This window comes from Rhodococcus sp. D-46 (genome assembly GCF_011290655.1).
Taxonomy (GTDB): Bacteria; Actinomycetota; Actinomycetes; order Mycobacteriales; family Mycobacteriaceae; genus Rhodococcus_F; species Rhodococcus_F qingshengii.
Genome location: NZ_JAANTF010000013.1, coordinates 1 through 25,765 on the forward strand (window position 1 = coordinate 1; position 25,765 = coordinate 25,765).

General features: G+C 63.3%; 24 protein-coding genes. 1 reads left to right on the top strand and 23 read right to left on the bottom strand.

The window, feature by feature from the left end; translation table 11 throughout:
• Positions 1–405: 405 nt before the first annotated feature.
• Positions 406–1,665: a UDP-N-acetylglucosamine 1-carboxyvinyltransferase gene (murA, locus tag G9U53_RS29325; RefSeq protein WP_003941314.1), complete on the bottom strand. Its 1,260-nt coding sequence runs from the start codon at positions 1,663–1,665 to the stop codon at positions 406–408.
• A gap of 54 nt (positions 1,666–1,719) precedes the next feature.
• On the opposite strand from murA, the gene G9U53_RS29330 reads away from it, so the two are divergent.
• Positions 1,720–2,292, top strand: a complete 573-nt coding sequence (locus tag G9U53_RS29330; protein WP_007726220.1) for a cob(I)yrinic acid a,c-diamide adenosyltransferase — start codon at positions 1,720–1,722, stop codon at positions 2,290–2,292.
• A gap of 10 nt (positions 2,293–2,302) precedes the next feature.
• On the opposite strand, the gene G9U53_RS29335 is transcribed toward G9U53_RS29330, so the two are convergent.
• The 22 genes from G9U53_RS29335 to argS form a co-directional block, all read right to left on the bottom strand.
• Positions 2,303–2,725: a DUF2550 domain-containing protein gene (locus tag G9U53_RS29335; protein ID WP_029255703.1), complete on the bottom strand. Its 423-nt coding sequence runs from the start codon at positions 2,723–2,725 to the stop codon at positions 2,303–2,305.
• A gap of 49 nt (positions 2,726–2,774) precedes the next feature.
• Complete coding sequence (locus tag G9U53_RS29340; protein WP_003941287.1) at positions 2,775–3,143, bottom strand: F0F1 ATP synthase subunit epsilon; 369 nt, start codon at positions 3,141–3,143, stop codon at positions 2,775–2,777.
• A 6-nt stretch (positions 3,144–3,149) separates the two neighbouring features.
• Positions 3,150–4,601, bottom strand: coding sequence for a F0F1 ATP synthase subunit beta (gene atpD / locus G9U53_RS29345; RefSeq protein ID WP_003941349.1), 1,452 nt, complete (start codon positions 4,599–4,601; stop codon positions 3,150–3,152).
• Positions 4,602–4,604: 3 nt separating this feature from the next.
• Positions 4,605–5,588 (bottom strand): F0F1 ATP synthase subunit gamma, encoded by a 984-nt coding sequence (locus tag G9U53_RS29350; protein ID WP_003941320.1) that lies wholly within the window; start codon positions 5,586–5,588, stop codon positions 4,605–4,607.
• Between the two features lie 48 nt (positions 5,589–5,636).
• Positions 5,637–7,280: a F0F1 ATP synthase subunit alpha gene (gene atpA, locus G9U53_RS29355; RefSeq protein WP_007726218.1), complete on the bottom strand. Its 1,644-nt coding sequence runs from the start codon at positions 7,278–7,280 to the stop codon at positions 5,637–5,639.
• Positions 7,281–7,342: 62 nt separating this feature from the next.
• Positions 7,343–8,167 (bottom strand): F0F1 ATP synthase subunit delta, encoded by an 825-nt coding sequence (locus G9U53_RS29360; protein WP_003941304.1) that lies wholly within the window; start codon positions 8,165–8,167, stop codon positions 7,343–7,345.
• Positions 8,168–8,172: 5 nt separating this feature from the next.
• Positions 8,173–8,733, bottom strand: coding sequence for a F0F1 ATP synthase subunit B (locus tag G9U53_RS29365; protein WP_003941337.1), 561 nt, complete (start codon positions 8,731–8,733; stop codon positions 8,173–8,175).
• A 7-nt stretch (positions 8,734–8,740) separates the two neighbouring features.
• Positions 8,741–8,983, bottom strand: a complete 243-nt coding sequence (locus tag G9U53_RS29370) for an ATP synthase F0 subunit C (RefSeq protein WP_003941327.1) — start codon at positions 8,981–8,983, stop codon at positions 8,741–8,743.
• Positions 8,984–9,066: 83 nt separating this feature from the next.
• Complete coding sequence (gene atpB, locus G9U53_RS29375; protein ID WP_020970049.1) at positions 9,067–9,894, bottom strand: F0F1 ATP synthase subunit A; 828 nt, start codon at positions 9,892–9,894, stop codon at positions 9,067–9,069.
• Positions 9,895–10,174: 280 nt separating this feature from the next.
• Positions 10,175–10,585 (bottom strand): hypothetical protein, encoded by a 411-nt coding sequence (locus tag G9U53_RS29380; RefSeq protein ID WP_165639751.1) that lies wholly within the window; start codon positions 10,583–10,585, stop codon positions 10,175–10,177.
• Positions 10,586–10,677: 92 nt separating this feature from the next.
• Positions 10,678–11,865, bottom strand: coding sequence for an MraY family glycosyltransferase (locus G9U53_RS29385; RefSeq protein ID WP_030537335.1), 1,188 nt, complete (start codon positions 11,863–11,865; stop codon positions 10,678–10,680).
• Positions 11,862–13,187, bottom strand: a complete 1,326-nt coding sequence (gene glyA, locus G9U53_RS29390) for a serine hydroxymethyltransferase (protein ID WP_165639703.1) — start codon at positions 13,185–13,187, stop codon at positions 11,862–11,864. Before glyA ends, G9U53_RS29385 begins: the two co-directional genes overlap by 4 nt.
• Before the next feature lie 2 nt (positions 13,188–13,189).
• Complete coding sequence (locus G9U53_RS29395) at positions 13,190–13,852, bottom strand: L-threonylcarbamoyladenylate synthase (protein ID WP_003941345.1); 663 nt, start codon at positions 13,850–13,852, stop codon at positions 13,190–13,192.
• On the bottom strand, positions 13,849–14,781 hold the full coding sequence (gene prmC, locus G9U53_RS29400) for a peptide chain release factor N(5)-glutamine methyltransferase (RefSeq protein WP_054186744.1): 933 nt from the start codon (positions 14,779–14,781) through the stop codon (positions 13,849–13,851). The genes G9U53_RS29395 and prmC overlap by 4 nt, the downstream gene beginning before the upstream one ends.
• 77 nt (positions 14,782–14,858) lie before the next feature.
• Entirely contained in the window at positions 14,859–15,938 is a 1,080-nt protein-coding gene (gene prfA, locus G9U53_RS29405) for a peptide chain release factor 1 (RefSeq protein WP_003941341.1), read from the bottom strand.
• A gap of 146 nt (positions 15,939–16,084) precedes the next feature.
• Entirely contained in the window at positions 16,085–16,321 is a 237-nt protein-coding gene (rpmE, locus tag G9U53_RS29410; protein ID WP_003941310.1) for a 50S ribosomal protein L31, read from the bottom strand.
• A gap of 226 nt (positions 16,322–16,547) precedes the next feature.
• Positions 16,548–18,686: a transcription termination factor Rho gene (rho, locus tag G9U53_RS29415; protein ID WP_064075250.1), complete on the bottom strand. Its 2,139-nt coding sequence runs from the start codon at positions 18,684–18,686 to the stop codon at positions 16,548–16,550.
• Between the two features lie 503 nt (positions 18,687–19,189).
• On the bottom strand, positions 19,190–20,134 hold the full coding sequence (thrB, locus tag G9U53_RS29420) for a homoserine kinase (RefSeq protein ID WP_007726194.1): 945 nt from the start codon (positions 20,132–20,134) through the stop codon (positions 19,190–19,192).
• 44 nt (positions 20,135–20,178) lie between these two features.
• Positions 20,179–21,261: a threonine synthase gene (gene thrC / locus G9U53_RS29425; protein ID WP_003941280.1), complete on the bottom strand. Its 1,083-nt coding sequence runs from the start codon at positions 21,259–21,261 to the stop codon at positions 20,179–20,181.
• Positions 21,258–22,571, bottom strand: a complete 1,314-nt coding sequence (locus G9U53_RS29430) for a homoserine dehydrogenase (protein WP_007726192.1) — start codon at positions 22,569–22,571, stop codon at positions 21,258–21,260. Before G9U53_RS29430 ends, thrC begins: the two co-directional genes overlap by 4 nt.
• Complete coding sequence (gene lysA, locus G9U53_RS29435) at positions 22,568–23,989, bottom strand: diaminopimelate decarboxylase (protein WP_165639704.1); 1,422 nt, start codon at positions 23,987–23,989, stop codon at positions 22,568–22,570. Before lysA ends, G9U53_RS29430 begins: the two co-directional genes overlap by 4 nt.
• Positions 23,986–25,638, bottom strand: a complete 1,653-nt coding sequence (gene argS, locus G9U53_RS29440; RefSeq protein ID WP_003941360.1) for an arginine--tRNA ligase — start codon at positions 25,636–25,638, stop codon at positions 23,986–23,988. Before argS ends, lysA begins: the two co-directional genes overlap by 4 nt.
• Positions 25,639–25,765: the final 127 nt, after the last annotated feature.

Below are 25,765 nucleotides of genomic sequence, written 5' to 3' on the forward strand. Positions count from 1 at the left end.
TGATCATTCGCGGATGTGAAGTACCAAAAAAATTTTGGCACTGACATTCATCGACACACTGTTGAGTTCTCAAAGAACACGCACACACCATCACCACGACCCTATGGCCGCCGCTCCGGGGCAACTTCTCCAGCCTATCCCATCATGATCATCGGCGCAAACCGGAACCCCGAGAAGAAAAACTGGATTGTGTTCGCCAGGCACTTCGTACAACCTCGTGTCCCTCACCCTCGCAGGTGGGAGTCGGTGTCCGTGTCGCTCTGACTTGGAATAAGTTACGCGAACCTTCAATCAATTCACAAATCGCCTGGTCACCACACCGAATTGGCCGATTAAGGCCAGGTCAGACCGTTGAGCCTTTCCGCCAACTGCGAATTGGCCCGAGTGTGACGCCGAGCACCGAAGCTATTCGGAGCCCACCCGCTCGATCACTCCCCCGAGTCCACGGAGATTCTCGACGAATCGCGGGTACCCACGGTCGATGTGGAAGATGTCGTGAACTTCGGTGGTTCCGTCCGCAACCAACCCCGCAAGCACGAGCCCGGCGCCGGCCCGAATATCCGAAGACCACACCGGTGCACTCGACAACACCGGAACTCCGCGGATCACCGCATGGTGACCGTCAGTTCGGGCGTCGGCGCCGAGTCGGATCATTTCCTCGACAAATCGGAAACGCGATTCGAATACGTTCTCGGTGATCATCGACGTGCCCTCGGCAACCGCCGCCAAACCGATTGCCATCGGCTGCAGGTCGGTGGGGAATCCGGGGTAAGGCAAGGTTGCGAAATTGACCGCCTTAGGCCGTTCGCGCTGGATGACACGGAAGCCGTCGACCTCGGGAGTCACCTCCGCGCCGGCTGTCCGAAGCTTGTCGAGGACCAACCCGAGATGCTTGTGGTTCACCCCGCGAACTCGGACGTCACCCCTGGTCATGGATGCCGCGACACCCCACGTTGCAGCGACAATCCGATCGCCGATGACACGGTGCGTAGTCGGTTCCAACTTGCGGACGCCTTGAATGGTGAGCGTCGAACTTCCGCCGCCAGATACCTTGGCGCCCATCTCGTTGAGCATGTTGCACAGATCCACGATCTCGGGCTCACGTGCAGCGTTGTCGATCACTGTCTCACCACGGGCGAGGACCGCTGCCATCAAGATGTTCTCGGTTGCACCCACAGACGGGAAGACCAGGCGGATGTTCGCTCCATGCAGGTCGTCTGCCTCGGCAACTACACATCCGTGTTCGATCTCGCTGCGCGCACCCAACAGGCGGAGCCCGGATTGGTGCATGTCGAGGGGCCTCGAACCGATGGCGTCACCGCCAGGCAAGGCAACAACAGCGCGTCGACAACGCGCGACCAGCGGACCGAGAACACACACTGACGCTCGGAACTGTTTCACCGCATCGAAGTCAGCGTGATACTTCGGCTCGGCCGGCGTCGTGATCCGCACTTCGGAATCTTCGAGTTCGACTTCGCAGCCCAGACCTCGCAGAACGTCCGCCATCAGCGGTACGTCGAGAATGTCCGGGCAGTTGGTCACGACAGTGGTGCCTTCGGCCAACAGCGCCGCGGCCATCAGCTTCAGCACACTGTTCTTGGCCCCTCCCACCAGTACTTCACCTTCGAGGCGGTTACCCCCGGTCACAAGAAAGTGCTCACTCACGGTTCACAGCCTAGAGCCACAACCTCGTCGGCACCGCGCCGGTACCGTAGCCCTATGTCTGTTCACCTGACGAAGATCTACACCCGGACCGGCGACGACGGGACCACGGGCCTCAGCGATTTTTCCCGCGTGTCCAAGAACGATCCGCGTCTGATCGCCTACGCAGATTGCGACGAGACCAATGCAGCGATCGGTGTGGCCGTTGCCCTCGGCACTCCCCCGGAGAATCTCCTCGCAATGCTGCGCCAGATCCAGAACGACCTTTTCGACGCAGGTGCCGACTTGTCCACCCCCGTGGTCGAGAACCCGAAGTACCCGCCGCTACGAGTGACTCAGTCCTACATCGATCGACTCGAAGGATGGTGCGATGAACTCAATGAGCAACTGGCACCGTTGAATTCGTTCATTCTGCCGGGCGGTACCGCCTTGGGAGCCCTGCTTCACGTAGCAAGAACCGTCTCGCGGCGTGCGGAGCGTGCGGCTTGGTCCGCCATCGATACGAACCCGGAGGACACGAGCGTGCTCCCCGCGAAATACCTCAACAGATTGTCGGATCTGCTCTTCATCATGGGAAGAGTGGCAAATCCTGAAGGCGATGTGCTCTGGAAGCCCGGCGCCGGGGCTTGAGCGGGACCGGTCAGGCGGTGCGTCGCCTACGGGCGCGCCCGTCCGGCCGCGATTCCACCCAGGACAGGAACGCTGTCAATGCTCCACTGTCCAAAGCGATTTCGTAGGCCGACGAGCCGTCATTGACCTTGACCACGACGATGTCGTCGCTCATGATGTCGAATTCGGTACCCGAGGGAGAACGACGGCTCTCGACCTCGATACCTTGACGATCGATCCTGGAGTCCGGGCCCGGCCGCAGACTCGACAGTTTGAAAAAGACAAAGGTGCTTTCGCCGTAGCGAATGATTCCGTGACGCCACCCGCTGTCCCCCGGGGACGGCAGAACACGAAGCAGTGCAGCGGTACCGCCGCGACGCAGAACCAGCAGACGATACAGAAAAGCCGCGACGAGAACCGCGAGCAGCACAACCAGAATGATCAACACAGTCATTCCGAATGTCACTGTTCGTCGGCTCCCGTCGCGGCTTTACTCGAGTAACTTACGCGCGCTCGACGGCCCGGAGCTGACCCTTGGCGACCGCAATCGCTTCGAGGTCGCCCGAGTTCTCGGCCAAGACAGCCTTGGCTGCCTCGACGTCGATGTCCTGTGCCATGTCCGCGGACTCGGCAAGGATCGTCACCGTCGTCGCAGTGACGGAGAGAAATCCTCCGTGTACCGCAGCAACGATACGCTCGCCGTCGACCGAGGTGATCGACACGGTTCCGCCCTCGATCAGCTGGCCGAGGACCGGCTCATGCCCAGGCATGATTCCGATTTCACCCTCGGTGGTCTGAGCGCTGACCAGCGTCGCCGAACCAGACCACAAGCGCTGCTCGACGGCAACGAGTTCTACGGTCATCTCAGCCATCGTGGACTACTTCCCGGCCATCTTCTTGGCTGCAGCCTCGACGTCGTCGAGTCCACCGCAGCTGTTGAATGCCTGCTCGGGCAGGTGATCGAACTCGCCCTTGCAGACGCGGTCGAAGGCTTCGATCGTGTCGCGGAGCGGCACGACGGAGCCGGGCTCACCGGTGAACTTCTCGGCAACGATGAAGTTCTGGCCGAGGAACTTCTGGATACGACGGGCGCGGCCGACGAGGACCTTGTCCTCTTCCTGAAGCTCGTCCATACCGAGGATGGCGATGATGTCCTGCAGTTCCTTGTACTTCTGCAGAATGCGCTTGACCTCGTTGGCAACGCGGAAGTGCTCGGCACCGACGATGCCGGGCTCCAGGATGCGGGAGGTCGAGCTCAGCGGATCCACAGCGGGGTAGATACCCATCTGCGAAATCGGGCGCGAAAGCTCGGTGGTGGCATCGAGGTGCGCGAACGTCGTAGCCGGCGCGGGGTCGGTGTAGTCGTCGGCGGGCACGTAAATAGCCTGCAGCGAGGTGATCGAGCGACCACGGGTCGAGGTGATGCGCTCCTGGAGCTCACCCATCTCGTCCGCCAGCGTGGGCTGGTAGCCCACTGCCGAAGGCATACGGCCGAGGAGGGTGGAAACCTCGGAGCCTGCCTGCGTGAAGCGGAAGATGTTGTCGATGAACAGCAGAACGTCCTGGCCCTGAACGTCGCGGAAGTACTCCGCCATCGTCAGTGCGGACAGGGCGACGCGCATGCGCGTTCCGGGCGGCTCGTCCATCTGGCCGAAGACAAGGGCGGTGTCCTGGAGGACGCCCATCTCTTCCATTTCCAGGTGGAGGTCGGTGCCCTCACGGGTACGCTCACCGACGCCTGCGAACACCGAGGTGCCCGAGAACTCGCGAGCGATACGCGTGATCATTTCCTGGATCAGAACGGTCTTGCCGACGCCGGCGCCACCGAACAGGCCGATCTTTCCACCCTTGACGTACGGGGTGAGAAGGTCGATGACCTTGATGCCGGTCTCGAGGATCTCGGTCTTACCTTCGAGCTGATCGAAGGCTGGTGGCTTGCGGTGGATGCCCCACTGCTCGCCGTCGCGGCCGAGGCCGGGGGTGTCGAGGCAATCGCCCAGGGCGTTGAACACGTGGCCCTTGACGACGTCACCGACGGGAACCGAGATCGGCTTGCCCGAGTCGGTCACTGCAGTGCCGCGGACGAGGCCGTCGGTGGGCTGCATGGAGACGGTGCGGACCAGGTTGTCACCGAGGTGCTGTGCAACCTCGAGCGTCAGCGTCTTGGCGACCGAGGGAAGCGTGATCTCGGCGTTCAGGGCGTTGAACAGTTCAGGAACAGCGCCACGCGGGAATTCAACGTCCACGACGGGACCGATGACCCGCACGACGCGGCCGGCTACGGCCGAAGCCGAACCTGCCCCGTTGTTTTCGGTTACTGCTGCGGTCATGTGCTAGTCACTTCCTGCGCTCGAGGCGAGCGCGTTGGCGCCGCCGACGATCTCGCTGATTTCCTGGGTGATCTGGGCCTGGCGAGCCTGGTTGGCCTGACGGCTCAACGTGTTCACCAGTTCGTTTGCGTTGTCCGTCGCGGCCTTCATGGCAGTACGACGGGCTGCCGACTCCGATGCCGCAGCATCGAGAAGCGACGAGAAGATACGAGTGCTGACGTACTTCGGGAGAAGAGCGCCGAGAAGCTTCTCGGGCTCGGGCTCGAAGCTGAAGTCCGCGACGGGGCCATTGTCATGGTCGTCGTCGTGGCCGTTGGTCAGCATGTCGTCACCGAGTTCGATGCGCTCTTCCGACACGAAGACCTCGAGAGGAGCCATACGGCGAACCTCGGGAGTCTGCGTCAGCATCGACACGAAGCGGGTGTAGACGATATGGAGTTCGTCGACGCCCTCGATCGTGCCTTCACCGTTCGGAGCGGCAACCTGGTTACCCGAACCAGCCATGAACAGCTCCACCAGGTGGCGGCTGGCCTTCGCTGCATCCGAGTAACCCGGATCCTGCGAGAAGCCCGTCCACGCAGCACCGATGTCGCGGCCGCGGAACGTGTAGTAGCCGAGCCCCTTGGAACCGAGCACGTACACGACCGGCTCCTTGCCCTCGCTGCGGAGGAGAGCCATGAGCTCTTCTGCCTGCTTGAGAACATTGGAGTTGTAGCCACCACACATGCCGCGGTCACTGGTGACAACGAGGACCGCTGCCCGCTTGGGCTCCGGACGCTCGTTGAGCAACGGGTGATCGAGCGAAGCAGACGCACTCGCCAATTCGGTGAGTACCTTCGTGATCTCCTCGGCATACGGCTTGGACGCGGCGACGCGAATCTGAGCCTTGGTGATACGCGAAGTCGCGATCAGTTCCTGTGCCTTGGTGATCTTCTTGGTCGAGTTGACCGACTTGATACGAGACCGCAATTCGAGAATGCTCGCCATCGATCAATCACTCTCCCTTCGGAATTCGCAGTGTCATGGGCGCGTACGTCACTTGCTGACGGTCTTGCGCTTGACGTTGATCTGCTCGTTCGCGACCTCGTCGGCGCCCAAAGCGTCAGCCTCGGCTTCGTTCACGACCCGGCTTCCGTCGGATGCGATGAAGCCTTCCTTGAACTTGTTCGTCGCGGCGATCAGCTCAGCAGCGTTGTCGGCATCGAGTGCCTTACCGCCGTTGATGCTGGAGTAGACGCCAGCAGCCGAGTGCTTGAGGTCTTCGAGCAGTTCCTTCTCGAAGCGACGGACGTCGCCGATCGGAACGCTGTCGAAGATGCCTTCGCCGGCCAGGTAGATCGAGACGATCTGGTCCTCGACGGGGATCGGGCTGTACTGATCCTGCTTGAGCAGCTCGACCAGACGGGCGCCGCGCTCGAGCTGAGCCTTGGAGGCAGCGTCGAGGTCGGAAGCGAAGGCGGAGAACGCTTCGAGCTCACGGAACTGAGCCAGTTCCAGACGCAGCGAACCGGAAACCTTCTTCATGCCCTTGGTCTGTGCAGCGCCACCGACGCGGGAGACCGAGATACCGACGTTGATCGCGGGGCGAACGCCCTTGTTGAACAGGTCGGACTCGAGGAACACCTGACCGTCGGTGATGGAGATGACGTTGGTCGGGATGTAAGCCGAGACGTCGTTCGCCTTGGTCTCGATGATCGGCAGAGCCGTCAGCGAGCCACCGCCGAGTGCGTCGGACAGCTTCGCCGAACGCTCCAGCAGACGGGAGTGCAAGTAGAAGACGTCACCGGGGTAAGCCTCGCGTCCCGGCGGGCGACGCAGCAGCAGCGAGATGGCGCGGTACGCCTCTGCCTGCTTGGTCAGGTCGTCGAACACGACCAGAACGTGCTTGCCCTGGTACATCCAGTGCTGGCCGATGGCCGAGCCGGTGTATGGTGCGAGCCACTTGAAGCCTGCGGAATCAGATGCCGGAGCAGCAACGATGGTGGTGTACTCCATCGCGCCCTTCTCCTCGAGGGCAGCCTTGACGCCCGCGATGGTGGAACCCTTCTGACCGATGGCAACGTAGATGCAGCGCACCTGCTTGTTGACATCGCCGGAATCCCAGTTGGCCTTCTGGTTCAGGATGGCGTCGATGCAGACCGCGGTCTTGCCGGTCTTGCGGTCGCCGATGATGAGCTGGCGCTGGCCGCGGCCGATCGGGGTCATGGCGTCGATAGCCTTGATACCGGTCTGGAGCGGCTCTTCGACCGGCTGGCGCTCGAGCACCGAAGCAGCCTGGAGCTCGAGTGCACGGTTCTCGGTGCTCTCGATCTCGCCGAGGCCGTCGATGGGCGCACCCAGCGGGTCGATGACGCGGCCGAGGAAAGCATCGCCGACGGGAACCGACAGAACGTCGCCCGTGCGCTTTACTTCCTGGCCTTCTTGAATGTTCTGGTAATCGCCAAGGATGACGGCACCGATTTCGGTGGCATCCAGGTTGAGCGCGACGCCGACGATTCCACCGGGGAACTCCAACAGCTCGTTGGACATAGCCGAAGGCAGGCCAGAGACGTGCGCAATGCCGTCACTGGTGTCGGTCACTGTGCCGACCTCCTCACGGGAGGCCTCCGGGGAGTAGCTCGCGGTGTAGTTGTCGATCGCGCTACGGATCTCGTCGGAGGAGATCGTCAGCTCCGCCATGTTTTTCCTGCTCTCGGTGTCTGGTCTTCGAAAAGATCTGGAGTATGTGTTCGGCTGAAGGACTACTTGAGGTTCTTCCGCAGTGCTGCGAGTCGACCCGCTGCGCTGCCGTCGATAACCTCGTCGCCCACCCGGACGACCAAGCCGCTGAGGAGTTCTGGATCGACCTCGACGTGCACTGCTACCGGCTTCCCGTAGGTGCGGGTAAGAGTGCTCGCCAAGCGATCCGACTGCTCCGAGCTCAACGCCGAGGCGCTGCGAACGTGAGCAACGGTGGTATCGCGCTGCGCTGCGGCAAGATTCGACAGCTGATCGAAAGTGTCTGCGGGTGCAGACTTCAACCGGCCGACGGCCTGTCCGGCGAGTGCCTCGGTGACCGCGGTGACCTTGCCGTAGAGCAAGCGGGAGAGGAACTCACGCTTGCGGGCTGCGGGAACCGACAGATCCGAGAGCGTCTGCTCCAGGCTGGGATCCCCTGCCACGATGCGACCGAGACGGAAGAGCTCGTCCTCAACGGTGTCCAACTGGCTCTGATCGGCTGCGGCGCGGAGCAGGGCTTCGCGTCCGAGCAGTTCGAGCGAGTTGACCAAGTCGCGGGCCGCAGACCAGTCCTGGCCTGCAGCTGCCTTCACGGTGGCGAGCGCCTCGGCGCCGACCTTTCCGGAGAACAACTGCTCTGCCAAAGCCTGGCGACCAGCGGCCGGTGCCGAAGCGTCAGCCAGCGCGCTGCGAAGAGCGCGCTGGCCGTCGAGTACCTCGACCACCGAGAAGAGCTCGGACCCAGCCTGAGCAGAAGCAGCAGTTGCGGCTCCTGCAGAGACGGCGCCCAGGGCACTGCTCAGCGCAGAACGAGTCTGCGCCAAGGCTTCACGGCTCGCTGCGTACATGTTGCTCACTTCCTGGCTGAATCAGCGCTGACGGTGTCGAGCTCGTTGAGGAAACGATCAACCGTTCCGGCGCGCTTCACGTCGTCGGCGAGGGACTCCCCGATGACCTTCTCGGCCAGGTCTACAGCGGTCTTGCCGAGATCCGAGCGGAGCTCAGCGACAATCTGCTGACGCTGGGCGACGAGCTGGCTGTGGCCTGCGGCCACGATGCGGTCGCTCTCGTCCTGCGCCTGAACCTTCATGTCAGCGATGATCTGCTGACCCTGGGTACGCGCTTCCTCACGGATCTGCGCTGCCTCGGTACGAGCTTCGGCGAGCTGCGCGCGGTACTGCTCGAGCGCTGCTGCTGCCTCCGCCTGTGCGTCTTCGGCTTTCTTGATGCCGCCCTCGATCTGCTCGGTGCGTTCGGCCAAGACCTTCTGGAACTTCGGAAGAACGAGCTTCCAGAAGACGAAACCAACTACTACGAGCGCGACCGCGGACCACACGATGTCGTATGTCTCGGGGATGAGGGGATTGTGTTCAGTCGTCCCCTCCGCCGCGAGAATTGCGATGGTGGCTGCCATGTCGGTCTTAGAAGATGAAGCCGGCGACGAGGCCGATCAGCGCGAGGGCCTCGGTGAATGCAATACCGAGGAACATGGTGGTACGAACCTGGCCGGCCATCTCGGGCTGGCGGACCATGCCTTCGATTGCCTTGCCCACAACGATGCCCACGCCGATGCCGGGGCCGATTGCTGCGAGGCCGTAGCCGATGGCTCCGTAGCCGCGCGACTTGGTCTCGACAACTTCCTGAGCGAGGTAAGCGATGCTCATGGTGTTCCATTCCCTTTCTGTTGACCTCCGCCGGATTCGGCAAGAGGCTCAGTTCTTGGTGTAGCTGGTGAGGAGGTAAAAGGTCAGTGCTCGTCGGCGTGGAGCGCCAGATCGATGTACACCGCGGTCAGCAGCGCGAACACGTAAGCCTGCAGGAAGATGACCAGCAGCTCGAAGAACGTGAATGCGATACCGGCAATGATCGACGGAACACCGAAGATCGCCTGGAATCCGCCGGACACGAAGAAGAAGTAGTTCGTCGCGCTGAAGAACAGCACCAGCAGGATGTGGCCGGCCAACATGTTGGCCATGAGACGAACCATCAGCGTGAACGGGCGCAGGATGAAGGTCGAGATGAACTCGATGGGCACCAACAAGAAGTGCAGGGGCAGCGGGACGCCGGGAACGACGATGCTGCTCTTGACGTACTTGAAGAAGCCGTACTTCTTGATTCCGACGTAGTTGAACACGATGTAGGCGAGCGCCGCGAGTACCAGGGGCATACCGATTCGTGCGTTCGGCGAGATGTTCAGGAAAGGAATGATGCTGGCCAGGTTGCTGGCGACCACGATGAAGAAGATCGTCGTGATGACCGGCAGGAAGCGCTTGCCCTGTTCCTTGCCCAGGATCTCCTCGGCGATGTTGATACGAACGAAGTCGAGCGCAAGCTCGGCGGCGTTCTGCATCCCACGGGGAACCAATCGAGGACTGCGCATCGCGATCACGAAGAAGGCTGCGACCAGCACCGACATCAGCAGACGAATCAGCATCAGACGGTCGAGCTCGAAGGGGCCCGCGTGAATCAACACGGAGGGCGGGAAAAAATCGTCTAGTGACGGCGCATGGAATTCATCCGCGGCCAGGGTGGTGACGCTCAGCGTTCTCTCCCGTAGTCGGTCCGCAGCCATCATTGACTGCGGTTCGATCGGACATTGACGATCTACAAGTCGACAAGTTCGACTCGCGCATTCGTCAGCAGCTGGAGAACCCTAGAGGGGCCTGGCGTCTGTCGGTGTCGGCGACTCTCGTCGACTCAGTGGTCAGAATTTCGACCACCTGCGAGCACATGGCATCGTCGGCTGAGTGTTACTCGGCCCACCATTGCTCTCGCTTGAACCGAACCTTATCAAGTCATCTACGACATTGTGTAGATGGGGTACCTGGAAGTCCGATTAGTTACCTCTTGTAGTACTACTCGTCGTCGTCGACGTTGCTGCTGGGAGCGGGATCGACGTACGGAGTTTTGGTTCCCAGGACGCCGTAAGTCTCCGCACCGAGCACCACGACCAGCGACATGATGATGACCAGGACGAGGGCGGTCTTGTTGTAGAAATCCATGTCCGAGAGGACAAAGAGAACCACCATCGCGAGAATCATCTTCAGCAGCCAGGTACCGAGCAGAACGGCACCGGCCGTGAGCGCAGGCAGCTTCGCTGTGAGCAGCACGCCCGACGCCGTGAACAAGATGAACCCGCCGCCGACGGCTGCGCCGATCAGAGCGCCGTAGACGCCTTCCTTACCGGCGAAGAGCCCGCCCAGGAGCGCGCCGACCACGGCCAGCGCGATCAGCCCCATCACACCCCACTTCACGGCCGACTTCATGGCGGCGGTCGAATCAGGGATGGGTTGCGAGGCAGGTACAGGCTGCGGCGTGTTCGTCACGATGCCCAAGGGTAATGGATCGGAAAACTTGGCTAGCGACGCTGCTGCTTGCGATCGATCAGCGAAGGCACCGCAGTGAAGAACAACGCAAGAACCAAACCGGCCGCGACGAGTACAACAACCAGCTGACGATTGAGCAGCGAGGATCCGACGGCACCGAACGCCAGGACGCTGACCCACAGGTAGATGACCAGCACAACTCGTCGGTGCGTGTGTCCGATCTGCAAGAGGCGATGATGCAGGTGCATCTTGTCCGGACTGAACGGACTGACGCCCGCTTTCGTCCGGCGGATCACGGCCAGGAGCATGTCCAGCATCGGGATGAACATCACAGCCCCGACCAGCAACAACGGCGCGAGGAGGCCGACGAGGTCGCGGGTTCCGTAAGCAGCGAGCGGAATACGACCGGATGCACTGGTGGAGATCGCGGCCAGCATGAGACCGATCAACATCGACCCGGAATCGCCCATGAAAATGCGCGCTGGATTGAAGTTGTGTGGAAGAAAACCGAGACAAGCGCCTGCCAAGGCCGCCGCGATCATCGCCGGCGGGTAGACACTCGCGTCGCCGCCCTGATCGTGGAGAAGACCGATCGAGAAGATGAGGATGGCGAGCGCCGCGATCAGCCCCAACCCGGCGGCCAATCCGTCGAGACCGTCGACAAAATTCATGGCGTTGATGGTCGCGACGGCAACAGCAACGGTGAACAGTCCGGATTGAATCTGATCGAGGATGATGGTGGACCCACCGTCACCGCCGAACGGGTTGTAGATGATGAACCAGCTGACGCCCATCACCACGAGAACGCCGGCAGCAGTCACCTGACCGACAAATTTGGTGAGGGCGTCGAGGCCCCACCTGTCGTCGATCACACCCACGAGGACGATGACGGCGCCAGCTACGAGCGCAGCGTGTACGTCAGGACTGCCGAAGCCGAAACCTCTTGTGAGCGCGGGTAATTGCTGCGCGAACAGCAGACCGACAGCCATGCCGACATACATTCCGACGCCACCGAGGCGCGGAATCGGCTCGACGTGAACGTCCCGATCACGAGGAATCGCGACAGCGCCGAACCTCAGCGCCAACAACCGGACTGCGCCAGTCGCCAGGTAGGTCACCACCGCCGCCGTACACAGCACGAGCAAAAGTTCACGGATGGGAACACCCGCTCCCCCGCCACCCTGTGCCAGATACGTGGTCGCCTCGTAGGAAGTGATCACTGCTCGAGATCACCCGTCTGGCGGGCATAGGCAGGCTTTGCCCGGACCAGTTCGCGAACGCCGTCGGCAACTGCTGCCAACTCGGCCTCTCCTGACGTGGTGGCGGGGTCCGCGACAACTGCGCGCGCGATCAACTCCCCCACCACGCTCATGTCGGAGCGGTTGAAACCCTGGGTCGTCACGGCCGCGGACCCGACGCGGATTCCGGACGTGACGGCGGGCGACTGCGGATCGAACGGAATCGCGTTCTTGTTGAGCGTGATCGAAGCCAGTCCGCACCTACGCTCGGCGTCGACGCCGGTGACACCGCTTGCGCGCAGGTCGAGAAGCGCCAGATGTGTGTCGGTTCCACCGGACACGGTGCGCAGACCGCGAGCTTCCAACGACAGCGCGAGCGCCGATGCGTTGGCAACCACTTCCTGTGCATACCAACGATATTCCGGCGTCGACGCCTCTTTGAACGCAACCGCTTTCCCGGCGATCGCATGCATCATCGGGCCGCCTTGAATGAAGGGGAACACCGCGCGATCTACAGCCGAGGCATGCTCGCTGCGGCACAGGATCATTCCGCCGCGCGGGCCTCTGAGGACTTTGTGCGTCGTCGCGGAGACGACGTCGGCGTACGGAACGCACGAAGGTATCGCCCGGCCTGCCACGAGTCCGATGAAGTGGGCGGCGTCGACCCACAGGATCGCACCGACCTCGTCTGCGATCGAGCGGAAGGCTGCGAAGTCGATGGTGCGGGAGTACGCGGTCGCGCCGGCGACGATGATTTTCGGCTTGTGCGCCAGAGCCAGGGTGCGAACCTCGTCGTAGTCGATCAATTCGGTGGCCGAATCGACGTGATAGGGAACGGTGGTGAACCACTGCCCAGAAAAGCTGACGCGAGACCCGTGAGTCAGATGCCCACCGTGCGGCAGACTCATCGCCAATACGGTGTCGCCGGGCCTGGCGAATGCGGCGTACACCGCGAGATTCGCAGTGGCCCCCGAATGTGGTTGGACGTTGACGTGCTCGGCGCCGAACAGCGCCTTTGCCCGATCGATCGCCAGATTCTCGGCTACGTCGACGTACTCGCACCCGCCGTAGTAACGCCGACCCGGATAGCCCTCGGCGTACTTGTTGCTCAGGGTCGAACCCAAGGCAGCCAGTACCGCAGGGCTGGTGAAGTTCTCGCTCGCGATGAGTTGAAGTCCGTCGCGCTGACGCTCGAGTTCGGCCAGCGTAACAGCCGCGATCTCGGGGTCTGCCGTGGCAAGCTCACCGAAATCCGGTCCCCAATACGTGGATTCCCCCGCGCGCTCGCCGCCGGCGCCGACCATCGTTACGAAACTCCCTCTACGAGACTTTCCGGACTGGTGCCCAATACCTCGGCGATGGATTCTGCCGAGACGGCACCCACTCGCAAGATACGCGGTGAATTGCCGGTCAGGTCGACGATCGTGGAAGCAACGGCGTGTTCGGCCTTGCCCCCGTCGAGATACACGCTGGCAGATCCGCCGAGCTGATCTCGGGCTTCCTCGACGGTAGTTGCCGGCGGACGCCCCGAAATGTTGGCGCTCGAGACGGCAAGCGGTCCGACATCGCGCAACAGTTCGAGAGCAACCGGGTGCAAGGGCATGCGGAGCATGACGGTTCCGCGGGTGTCACCGAGGTCCCAGGCAAGTGAAGGCGCCTGCTCGACGACCAAACTCAGTCCGCCGGGCCAGAATGCGCGGATCAGATCCCGTGCCTGCGGGCGCACGCTGTAGACGAGCCCGTCGATGGTGTTCCACGATCCGACCAGAACCGGGACGGGCATGTCTCGCCCGCGTCCCTTGGCGCGCAACAGACTCGTGACAGCTTCGCTGTCGAACGCGTCGGCGGCGAGTCCGTAAAGGGTGTCGGTAGGGAGAACTACGAGTCGGCCGGCCTTGAGCGCGTTCTTCGCGGCGGCCAAGCCTGCGGTTCGGGAATCTGTCTGACTGCAGTCGTACACGGTACTCACTCAGCCATCCTTTCACTCTGCGCTTCGGGCGTTCGATTCCGCTGTGCTTCGACGTCGGTGGCGACACGTCTGGCGACGACGAATCGCGGACGACCGGCAAGATCTGGATGCTGCGCGACCTCGCCGAATACCCGGCGCGCCGAGAACAGCGCAGCGACGCCGTCCCCGTTGGTGTCGTCGTGCTCGATGCCTGCCGCGCCGCCGATTCGAAGCCACCGCGCGATGTTGCTGATCATGGGTTTGATGACGGACAGACCGTCGACGCCACCGAACAACGCGGTGTGCGGGTCGTAATCCATGACCTCAGGCTGCAATTGCGCGCCTTCGGGGATGTACGGCGGATTGGAAACGACCAGATCGACGCCGCCCTCGAGCCCTGGCAACAGGTTCCGATCGGTGACATCGCCCTGATGCAGATGGATCGGTGTATCACCGGCTGCCTCGCGGTCGGCAGCATTACGACGCGCCCACGCCAGGGCGGCGGGCTCCTTCTCCACGGCGTGAACGACGGCGTCCGGACGGGCCTCGGCGATGGACAGCGCGAGTACACCCGATCCCGTGCACAGGTCCAGAACTACCGGCGGCTTGCTTCCGCAACCTTCGAGGAACGAGAGTGCCCAACCCATGAGCAGTTCGGTTTCCGGCCGCGGAATGAAGACACCCGGCCCGACAGCGACGTCGATGTTGCCCATCGACGCGACTCCGATGATGTGCTGCAACGGAATCCGCTTCACCCGTTGCGCAACCAACTCGTCGAACGCCGCGATGACCTCGGGATCGACCAACGGAATCAGCCCGAGACGCGTGCGTTCGACCCCGAGCAGGTGGGATGCCAACAACTCGGCGTCGGTGCGTGGGCTGGGCACACCTGCGGCGTCGAGCTGTTTTGCAGCTTCGATCAGCGCCAAACGAAGTGGAAGTCGACTCACGGGTACAGCCTGCCACGCTCGACCGACACGCGGTTCACCGAGTTCCCGGCGGGATGGAGGTCAGTCATGGTCTGCATCTACTCGGCCGCGAGACGCGCCTCTCGGTCCGCCTTGCCCAATGCATCGAGAAGTGCGTCGAGCTCACCGTCGAGCACCGCGTCGAGGTTGTGCGACTTGAATCCGATGCGGTGATCGGTGATGCGGTTCTCGGGGAAGTTGTAGGTGCGGATGCGCTCCGAACGGTCCACCGTCCGAACCTGACTCTGGCGACCTGCCGACGCTTCAGCGTCCGCGGCTTCCTCGGCGACTACCTGCAAACGGGCTGCAAGGACCTGCATGGCGCGCGCCTTGTTCTGGAGCTGCGAACGCTCGTTCTGGCAGGTGACAACGATGCCGGTCGGAAGGTGCGTGATTCGGACAGCAGAGTCGGTCGTGTTGACGCCCTGACCGCCCTTGCCGGACGAACGGTAGACGTCGATACGCAGGTCACTTTCGTCGATCTGGACCTGCTCAACCTCTTCGGGCTCCGGGTAGACCAGAACGCCGGCAGCCGAAGTGTGAACGCGTCCCTGGGATTCGGTGACGGGCACTCGCTGGACGCGGTGAACGCCGCCCTCGAACTTCAGTCGCGCCCACACTCCGTCCGGGGTGTCCGACTTGCTCTTGATCGACAGCGTGGCTTCCTTGTATCCGCCGAGATCGGAGACCGTCGCGTCGAGAATCTCGACGCGCCAGCCATGCCGTTCCGCGTAGCGGACGTACATGCGGGCCAGGTCCGAGGCGAAGAGGGCGGATTCTTCGCCGCCCTCACCGGACTTCACTTCGAGGACGATGTCGTCGCCGTCATGCGGATCACGCGGCGCCAACTGATCGGTAAGCGTCTGCTCGAGCTGCGCGACCTCGGCTTCGAGATCGGGGATCTCGGCGGCGAAGCTGGAATCGTCGGCGGCTAGTTCGCGCGCGGCTTCCAGATCGTCCTGCGCAGCGGTGAGCTTGTTGTACGTCGACATGATCGGCGAGAGCTCGGAGAACCGCTTACCGACGCGCCTGGCAGCGGCAGGGTCGTTGTGCAGCGCCGGATCGGACATCTGTGCTTCGAGACCGGCGTGCTCCGCCAAGATGTCGTCGATGGCCGAGGGCTGGGTTGCGCCTGCCATGGTTCGCTCCGCTCTGAGTTTCGATTCCTACGGTGCGCGCTTGAAGGTATTTCGACGCCGGGACCCGGGAAACGCGCAAACCGAGTGCAGGCACAAAAAAGCCGACGCCCGATCTGCGCATGGCAGATCGGGCGTCGGCGGAACAGCTAGGACTCGGTGGCCGGGACCTTGCTGTCTGCGCGCTTGCCGTAGCGAGCCTCGAAGCGAGCGACGCGTCCACCGGTGTCGAGAATCTTCTGCTTGCCCGTGTAGAACGGGTGGCACTGCGAGCAAACCTCGACGTTGATGCGTCCGGACTCCTTGGTGCTGTGGGTCTCGAACGTGTTACCGCAACCGCAGACGACGGTGGTCGCTACGTAGGTTGGGTGGATTCCTGCCTTCATGGTGTCCCTTTCAATGGTCGCCGGGTCGACGTCGCCAATCGACATCGTGAACCGGAACCGGACTCGGCCGTTCAGTATGCCAGATGCGGTACCTCACCGGATAATCCGCGTCTCGCACGCCTCGGGGTGGCTGTACGAAGTTTTCAACGCACTGTCGCTCGGTTTTGTTCCGCCCACGCAAAAGGCCCACAACCAGCTGGTTGTGGGCCTTTTGACGTCGAGTCGATCAGTCGTCGATCGCACCCGGTGCGGTCTTGGAGACCTGCATCAGGAACTCGAGGTTGTTCTTGCTCTTCTTCAGTCGATCGATCAGCAGATCGATGGCCTGATGCGAGTCCAGACCGGACAGGACGCGGCGGAGCTTGTGCAGCACCGCAGCTTCGTCCGGGCTCAGGAGCAACTCGTCCTTACGCGTGCTGGACGGGTTGACGTCCACGGCCGGGAACACGCGGCGTTCGGCGATCTTGCGATCGAGCTTGAGCTCGGCGTTGCCGGTGCCCTTGAACTCTTCGAAGATCACGGTGTCGCCGGTGGATCCGGTCTCGACCATTGCGGTAGCGATGATGGTGAGCGATCCACCGTTCTCGATGTTGCGGGCAGCACCGAGGAAACGCTTCGGCGGGTAGAGCGCCGTCGAGTCGACACCACCGGAGAGGATGCGTCCCGACGCCGGCGAGGAGTTGTTGTACGCACGACCCAGACGCGTGATGGAGTCGAGCAGTACGACGACGTCCTTACCCATCTCGACCAGGCGCTTCGCACGCTCGATTGCCAGCTCGGCAACTGCGGTGTGATCTCCCGGCGGGCGGTCGAAGGTGGAGGAAATGACCTCACCTTTCACGCTGCGCTGCATGTCGGTCACTTCCTCGGGACGCTCGTCCACGAGGATGACCATCAGGTAGCACTCAGGATTGTTGGTGGCGACGGCATTCGCGATCGCCTGCAACACGCTGGTCTTACCGGCCTTGGGCGGGCTCACGATGAGGGCGCGCTGGCCCTTACCGATGGGCATCACCAGGTCGATGACACGCGTCGTGAGAATGTGCTGCTCGGTCTCGAGGCGCAGACGCTGGTTCGGGTACAGCGGCGTGAGCTTGTTGAACTCGGGGCGCTTCTTCGCGGCCTCGACGTCGCCGCCGTTGACCGTGTCGATACGGACCAGCGGGTTGAACTTCTGACGCTGGCTGCCCTGCTCACCGTCACGCGAGACGCGGACGGCACCGGTGATGGCGTCGCCACGGCGAAGGCCGTTCTTGCGGATCAGGTTCATGGAGACGTAGACGTCGTTGGGACCGGCGAGGTACCCGGACGTACGCACGAAGGCGTAATTGTCGAGGACGTCGAGGATGCCGGCGACCGGCTGAAGGACGTCGTCCTCACGAATCTCGGTCTCGCGTGAATCGTTGGGTGCGCCACCCTCACCGCGATCGCGACCACGGCCACGGCGCTCGCGGAAACGGCGTCCGCGGCGTCCGCGTCCACCCTCTTCGTCGTCATCCGGTCCGTTGTTGCGGTTGTCCGTACGCGGACCGGCGTTGTTCTGGCCGGCGTTGTTCTGATTGCCGCGATCCTGACGGTCCTGGCGATCCTGGCGATCCTGGTTACCCCGGTTGCCCTGGTTCTCGCGCTGGCCCTGGTTGTCCCGCTGGCCCTGATTGTCCCGGTTTCGCTCGCGGCGGGGACGCTCGTTGCCCTGCTCGGCGGGAGCCTGATCAGCGTCGGACTTGCCCTCGGTGCGCGCAGGACGCTCGGCCGGAGCCTCGGCCTTGGCGGTCTCGGCGACCTTCGAAGTATCGGCGGCCTTCGCGGTGTCCGTGTCGGACTTCGCCGAAGGAGCTTCCTGCTCGATGCTCAGTTCACCCTGGTCGGGTGAACCTGCACGACGAGCGGCGCCGCGACGCTGACGTCCGCGACGGGGTGCGCTCTGATCGGAATCCTCGGCGGATTCGGTACGCGCAGGCGCGGCCTCGGCAGGAGCCGACTCGGCTGCCGGAGCTGTTTCGGCTGCGGGGGTTTCGGTGCGTGCAGCGCGAGTGCTCTTGGCACGAGTGCGCGCAACGGGTGCGTCGTCGAGAGTGAGTTCACTCTGTGCGGGTGCAGCCTTTGCGCTGCCGCCCTGGCGCTCCTTGATGGCTGCGATCAGGTCACCCTTGCGCATGCCGGAAGTGCCTTTGATGCCCAGTTCACCCGCAAGAGTGCGGAGTTCGGTGAGCACCATGCCGGAGAGTCCGGCACCACGGCGCGTTTCGGCACGCTTCGTGGAGGTCGCCACCGCACCGTTCGATGCTGAAGATGACGCCTGAGAATTGTCGCCTGATTCCGACCCGGCGGGTGCAGAAGTGGCGATGAGGTCCGTATCGGTCACGGAGGTCCTTTCCTTCCCTCACTCGCACTGCGCAAAGTCGAGGGTTCGTCCCGCAGTTCGATTGAATACCGAACTCGGTGGTGCCGTACGTGGTTGCTGTCCAGAACTGCCGGCTTGTCCGCCGTCACATGATTGTCGGAAACTCTCGCCTCAAACTTTTCATGCGCTCGCAAACCTGCCCAACGCGCCTTCGTCGACGATTCACTCCCCCGTGTGTTGAACCCCAGAGTGATGGAACCTCTGAGTGTTCGATCCGCGGAGGATTCAAACCTTCGGAGAAGGTACAAGCGTGAGGATCATGCCTGCGAGAATCATGCCAAGGACTGTGGACCCCGATTGGGAAGGAGTTTTGCCCCCTGGTGATGCACCGGCGACTGACGCGCACGATGTACGGACATAGCCCAGGATAGCGCCCAAACCTGAGTCCGGCAAGAATTTGGACGACTGGGTGTGTCAGTTCACTACCGATCGGTAGTGGGCGATCACCAGGACCAAGGCAGGGATCAGACCGTCGTCGTGGATACTTCGACGCCGTCGGCGATGTCCAATTCGAGGACACGTAGTCCGTCTGCCCGCGCCGCTTCCGCGAGTTCGACGGGGAAAGGTTCTGTGCTGAGCGCCAACACGGTGGGGCCGGCTCCGGAAACGGTCGCAGCAATACCCGCCTCGCGCAGGATCCCGATCCATCGCGTCGTGAGCGGAAGCGCGGGTGCGCGCTGTGCCTGATGCAGGCGATCCTCGGTGGCCGCCATCAACAGATCGGGCCGAGCAGTGAGCGCAACGACGGCGAGCGCGCTGCGGCTCGCGTTGAACGAGGCATCCTGGTGCGGAACCAATTCGGGCAGGAGCCCGCGAGTGTGTGCGGTGGACGACCGCTCCTCGGGAACCAGTGCCACAGCACGGATGTCGGGATGGACGTCGAGTTTGGCCGCGGAGTAGATCGGCTCGTCGCCTTCGACGGCCGGTGGGCAACTCCACGAGACGACTGCGCCACCGAGAACACTGGCAGACGCGTTGTCCGGGTGACCTTCGAACTCGGACGAGAGTTGAACCAACTGCTCTTCCGTCAAGCCGATCTCGGCATCGAGCGCGCGCGCCAGACCGTTGGCTGCTGCCAATCCGCCGACAGCCGCGGAAGCCGAGGATCCCAACCCGCGCGAATGCGGAATCGCGTTGCGGCACAACACGTCCAGGCCACTGGCCCACACTCCGGCCGCTTCGAGACCACGCTCGATGGCGCGGACCACGAGATGCGAAGGACCCCAGGGCACGTCGGCAGCGCCTTCACCTTCGACGCGAATCTGAAGGCCTGAATCCGTTGTGGTGACCACGATTTCGTCGTACAACCCCAACGCCAGACCGAGGGTGTCGAACCCCGGCCCCAAGTTCGCACTCGAGGCCGGGACGCGAGCAGTCACCGAAAGGCCGATAGGCAGGGTTATAGTCATGTCAGACACCGGATTCCGCGGAGTGGTCGATGAATCCACGGACACTATGCAAGCTCGAGGGCAGCCGCGACGGCAACGGGATCGACACCGATCGGCTCGACGTTCGGCATACCCTTCAAAGCCGTGTCAGGATCCTTGAGACCGTTACCGGTCACCGTGCACACGACGGTCAGGCCCGGCTCGAGCCAGCCCTCTGCACGTGCGGCGAGCAGGCCGGCCACGCTGGCTGCCGACGCCGGTTCGACGAAGACGCCCTCGGTGGCGGCGATCAGACGGTAAGCCTCGAGGATCTTCTCGTCGGTGGCGGCACGGAATGCACCGTTCGACTCTTCCTTCGCGGCGACAGCGCCGTTCCAGGAAGCGGGAGAACCGATTCGGATTGCCGTGGCGATGGTTTCGGGATCCTTGACGGGTGCACCGTTGACCAGCGGAGCCGCTCCGGCTGCCTGGACGCCGAGCATGCGGGGCTTGACCGTGGTCAGACCGTCCGCGTAGTACTCGGAGTATCCGCGCCAGTACGCGGTGATGTTACCGGCGTTTCCGACCGGGAGTGCGTGCACGTCGGGAGCCTTGCCGAGGACGTCCATGATCTCGAATGCCGCGGTCTTCTGGCCTTCGATCCGCACCGGGTTGACCGAGTTGACGAGACCGATGGTGGGGAATTCGGCCGTGGTCTTGCGTGCCAGCTCGAGGCAGTCGTCGAAGTTGCCCTGGACCTGAATGATCTTGGCGCCGTGCATGACTGCCTGCGCAAGCTTGCCCATGGCGATCTTGCCCTGCGGGATGAGCACGGCGCAGGTCATGCCGGCCTTGGCTGCATACGCAGCGGCCGAGGCGGAGGTGTTGCCGGTGGACGCGCACAGAACTGCGCGCTGGCCACGGGCCAAGGCGTCGGTGACGGCCATCGTCATGCCGCGGTCCTTGAAGGAACCGGTGGGGTTGAGGCCCTCGACCTTGAGGTAGACGTCGCAGCCGGTGATCTCGGAGAGGTGGCCGGCCGGCAGGAGCGGGGTGCCGCCTTCGCGCAGGGTGACGGTCTTCCAGTTGTCACCGATCGCGAGACGGTCCCGGTATGCCTCGATGAGACCCGGCCATGCCTTGTGGACGGGGTTGACGATGCCGGTCATTGTTCAGTGCCTTCCAGTCGCAGCACGCTGGTCACAGCGGTGACGAATTCGAGTTCGTTGAGGGCCGCCACGGTCTCGGAGAGAGCCGCGTCGGTTGCTACATGAGTGACGACCACCAGACGCGCGCCGGCGCCGGCGCCCTCCTGGCGGACGACGGAGATGCTCACGCCGTGCTTGGCGAACTCGGCGGCGACTGCGGACAGCACACCTTCCTTGTCCGCGACCTCCATGTTCACGTAGTAGCGCGTGAGGATGTCGCCCATCGGGGCGACCTTGAGCTTGGCGTACTTGGACTCGCGGGGGCCGCGGCCGCCGTGAACCTTGTTGCGCGCAGCCATCACCAGGTCACCCATCACCGCGGACGCGGTGGGGGCGCCGCCTGCGCCCTGGCCGTAGAACATGAGCCGGCCGGCGTTCTCTGCTTCCACGACAACGGCGTTGAACGCGCCGTTGACCGAGGCCAGCGGATGGCTGAGCGGAACCAGCGCCGGGTACACGCGAGCGGAAATCCGCTCCTTGCCCTTGGGCGTGACGATGCGCTCGCAGATCGAGAGCAACTTGATCGTGCAGTCGAGTGCCTTCGCCGAAGCCAGGTCGGCGGAGGTGATCGTGGAGATTCCTTCGCGGTACACGTCCGCGGCAGTGACGCGGGTGTGGAACGCGATCGACGCGAGGATCGCTGCCTTCGCCGCGGCGTCGTAGCCTTCGACGTCCGCGGTCGGGTCGGCTTCCGCGTATCCGAGTCGTCCGGCTTCGGCCAAGGTCTCTTCGTAGTCGGCGCCGGTCTCGTCCATCGCCGAAAGGATGAAGTTGGTGGTGCCGTTCACGATTCCGGCGACCTTGTTGACACGGTCTCCGGCCAACGACTGTGTGAGCGGGCGGATCACGGGGATCGCACCGGCAACAGCGGCCTCGAAGTACAGGTCGACAGAGTTGGCCTCTGCAGCCTCCGCCAATTCACCGGTGTGGTCCGCGAGCAGCGCCTTGTTGGCGGTCACGACCGACTTGCCGGAGTTGAGGGAAGAGAGAATCAGCTTGCGAGGGAGCTCGATTCCACCGATCACCTCGACCACGATGTCGACGTCGTCACGACCGACCAGGGACTCGGCGTCCGTCGTCTGCAGTTCCTCGGGAATTCCGCGGTCCGAGCCGATACGGCGGACGGCAACCCCCCGCAGTTCCAACGGGGCACCGACGCGAGCTTCGAGTTCCTCGGCCTGCTCACGAATGATCCGGACGACCTCGCTCCCGACGTTGCCGAGGCCGAGAACGGCCACACCGATAGCGCGATGCGCCGATTCGCTCGTCACTGCGATACCTCCAAGCTGAGCAGATCTTCCACTGTTTCCCTCCGCAGAATCACGCGTGAGACTCCGTCACGCACCGCCACCACGGCTGGGCGGGTGAGCAGGTTGTACCTGCTCGACATCGAATAGCAGTATGCACCGGTCGCTGCTACCGCTAGTAAATCACCGGGCCCGACGTCCTCGGGCATCCAGGTGTCCCGAATGACCACGTCACCGGACTCGCAGTGCTTACCGACGATACGTGCAACGACGGGATCAGCCTCGGAAGTTCGCGAAACCAACTTGGCTTCGTACTCCGCACCGTAGAGGGACGTGCGGATGTTGTCGCTCATCCCGCCGTCGACGCTGATGTAGCGGCGTGTCAGCGAGCTACCCACCGTGACGTCCTTGATGGTGCCGACCTCGTAGAGCGTCACCGTGCCAGGTCCGGCGATGGCGCGGCCGGGTTCGACGGCAAGCGTCGGCTCCGGCAATCCGGCCAGTGCGGACTCGTTGCGCACGATGTGGCCGAGCTTTGCTGCCAGTTCGTCGACGGGCGGCGGGTCGTCGGAGGGGATATACGAGATCCCCATTCCGCCGCCGAGGTCGATGATCGAAATCTGCTTGGTCTTCTCGACGCCGAACTCGGTGACGACGTCGCGGAGCAAACCGATCACGCGGTGCGCTGCCACCTCGAAACCGTCGACGTCGAAGATCTGCGAACCGATGTGGCTGTGCAGGCCGACCAGGCGCAAGTTGTCGGCAGCGAAGACGCGACGGACCGCGTCGATCGCCGCTCCCCCGGCCAGCGAGAAACCGAACTTCTGGTCCTCGTGTGCGGTGGAGATGAATTCGTGAGTATGCGCTTCGACGCCGACGGTCAGTCGGATCAACACGTCCTGAACGACACCGGCCTCACCGGCGACACGATCGAGTCGGTCGATCTCGATCGACGAGTCGAGCACGACGTGTCCGACGCCCGCGGCGACACCAGCGGCCAGTTCGGCGACTGACTTGTTGTTGCCGTGCATGGCAATTCGCTCGGCCGGGAAGTCCGCGTGCAACGCGATCGCCAGTTCGCCGCCGGAGCAGACGTCGAGCGAGAGGCCTTCGTCGGCGACCCAGCGTGCGATCTCGCCACAGAGGAATGCCTTGGATGCGTAGTGCACCTTGGCATCCGGGCCGAAGGCGCGGGCCATGTCACGGCAGCGTGAACGGAAGTCGTCCTCGTCGATGACGAACAACGGAGTGCCGTACTTCTCGGCAAGTTCACCGACCTTGACACCCGCGAGGGTCACTTCACCGTCGTCGCCGCGAGAAGCGTTGCGCGGCCACACCTGCGGTGAGAGTTCGCCGAAGGTTTCGGGGCTGGTCGGACGGTCGGGCAAGCCGGGGGCCTGCAACTGCTCGGCATGCTTGGGGCCGGCGGGGTGCGCGTTCACATTTGCTCCGGTGCGGTGACGCCGAGCAGTTCGAGACCGTTGGCCAGGACCTGTCGGGTGGCAGCGCAGAGAGCCAGACGCGCGCGGTGCACGTCGGTGGCGTCTTCGTCGCCTTGCGGAAGGATGCGGCACGCGCCGTAGAAGCGGTGGTAGGCACCCGCGAGTTCTTCGAGGTAGCGGGCAATACGGTGCGGCTCACGCAGATTCGCAGCGCTCGACACGACGCGTGGGTACTCGCCGATCGTGCGGATGAGGTCACCCTCCTGCTCGACGGTGAGCAGGGCGAGGTTGCTCGCGTCGGCGGACAGACCGAGGTCTGCGGCGTTGCGGGCGATCGCCGAGAGGCGTGCGTGCGCGTACTGCACGTAGTAGACGGGGTTCTCGCTGCTGGTCTTGGTCCACAGGTCGAGGTCGATGTCGATGCTCGAGTCGACCGACGAGCGGATCATGACGTAACGCGAGGCGTCGACGCCGATTGCCTCGACCAGGTCGTCGAGGGTGATGACGGTGCCTGCACGCTTGCTCATCTTGACGGCAGTGCCGTCCTTGACGAGGTTGACCATCTGGCCGATCAGCACCTCGACGGTGTCCGGATCGTCGCCGAATGCGGCAGCGGCAGCCTTGAGACGGCCGATGTAACCGTGATGGTCGGCGCCGAGCATGTAGATACAGAGGTCGAACCCACGGGCGCGCTTGTTCTGGAAGTAGGCGATGTCACCGGCGATGTAGGCGGCGTTGCCATCGCTCTTGATGACGACGCGGTCCTTGTCGTCGCCGTAGTCGGTGCTCTTGAGCCACCACGCACCGTCTTCGTGGAAGAGGTTGCCCGAACCCTTGAGGGATTCGACGGCCTTCTCGACCGCACCGGATTCGAAGAGCGAGTTCTCGTGGAAGTAGACGTCGAAGTCGACGCCGAAGTCGTGCAGGGTCTGCTTGATGTGCGTGAACATCAATTCGACGCCGATGGCGCGGAAGGTTTCCTGCTGCTCGTCGGCAGGCAGATCCATGACGTCGGGACGCTGCTTCAGAACCGAGGCGGCGATGTCGGCGATGTACGCGCCGGCGTAACCGTCTTCGGGAGCAGGTTCACCCTTCGCTGCAGCGATCAGCGAACGCGAGAAGCGGTCGATCTGGGCACCGTGATCGTTGAAGTAGTACTCACGTGTTACCAAACCACCCTGCGCGGACAGAATGCGTCCGAGCGCGTCTCCGACTGCGGCCCAACGGGTTCCACCGAGGTGAATCGGTCCGGTGGGGTTGGCGGAGACGAATTCGAGGTTGATCTTCTTGCCGGCGAGGGAGTCACCCGAGCCGTACGACGCACCGGCTTCGAGAACCGACACGACGATCGCGCCCTGGGCGTCCTTGTCCAACCGAATGTTGAGGAAGCCGGGCCCGGCGATCTCGGCGGATTCGATTCCGTCGGCAGCGGTGAGGGCTTCGGCGATCCAGCCCGCCAGCTCGCGGGGATTCGTGCCGACCTTCTTGGCTACCTGCATGGCAATGTTGGTGGCGTAATCGCCGTGCTCGGGGTTGCGTGGTCGCTCGACGGTGAGGGTTTCGGGTAGCACGGATACGTCGAGGCCACGATCGGCAAGGACGCTCGCTGCGGTTCCGCGGAGCAGTTCGGCAAGGTCAGCTGGAGTCACAGGTATTCATCCTATTGCCTGCACACCGGAAGTGGAGACTCGCCTCACGCCTCGCTCTCCGTGAACGTGCGCGGGGCCGCTGTGGCGTGTCGCACGCCACTCTCAAAGTTTGCCCTCAGACTCGGAA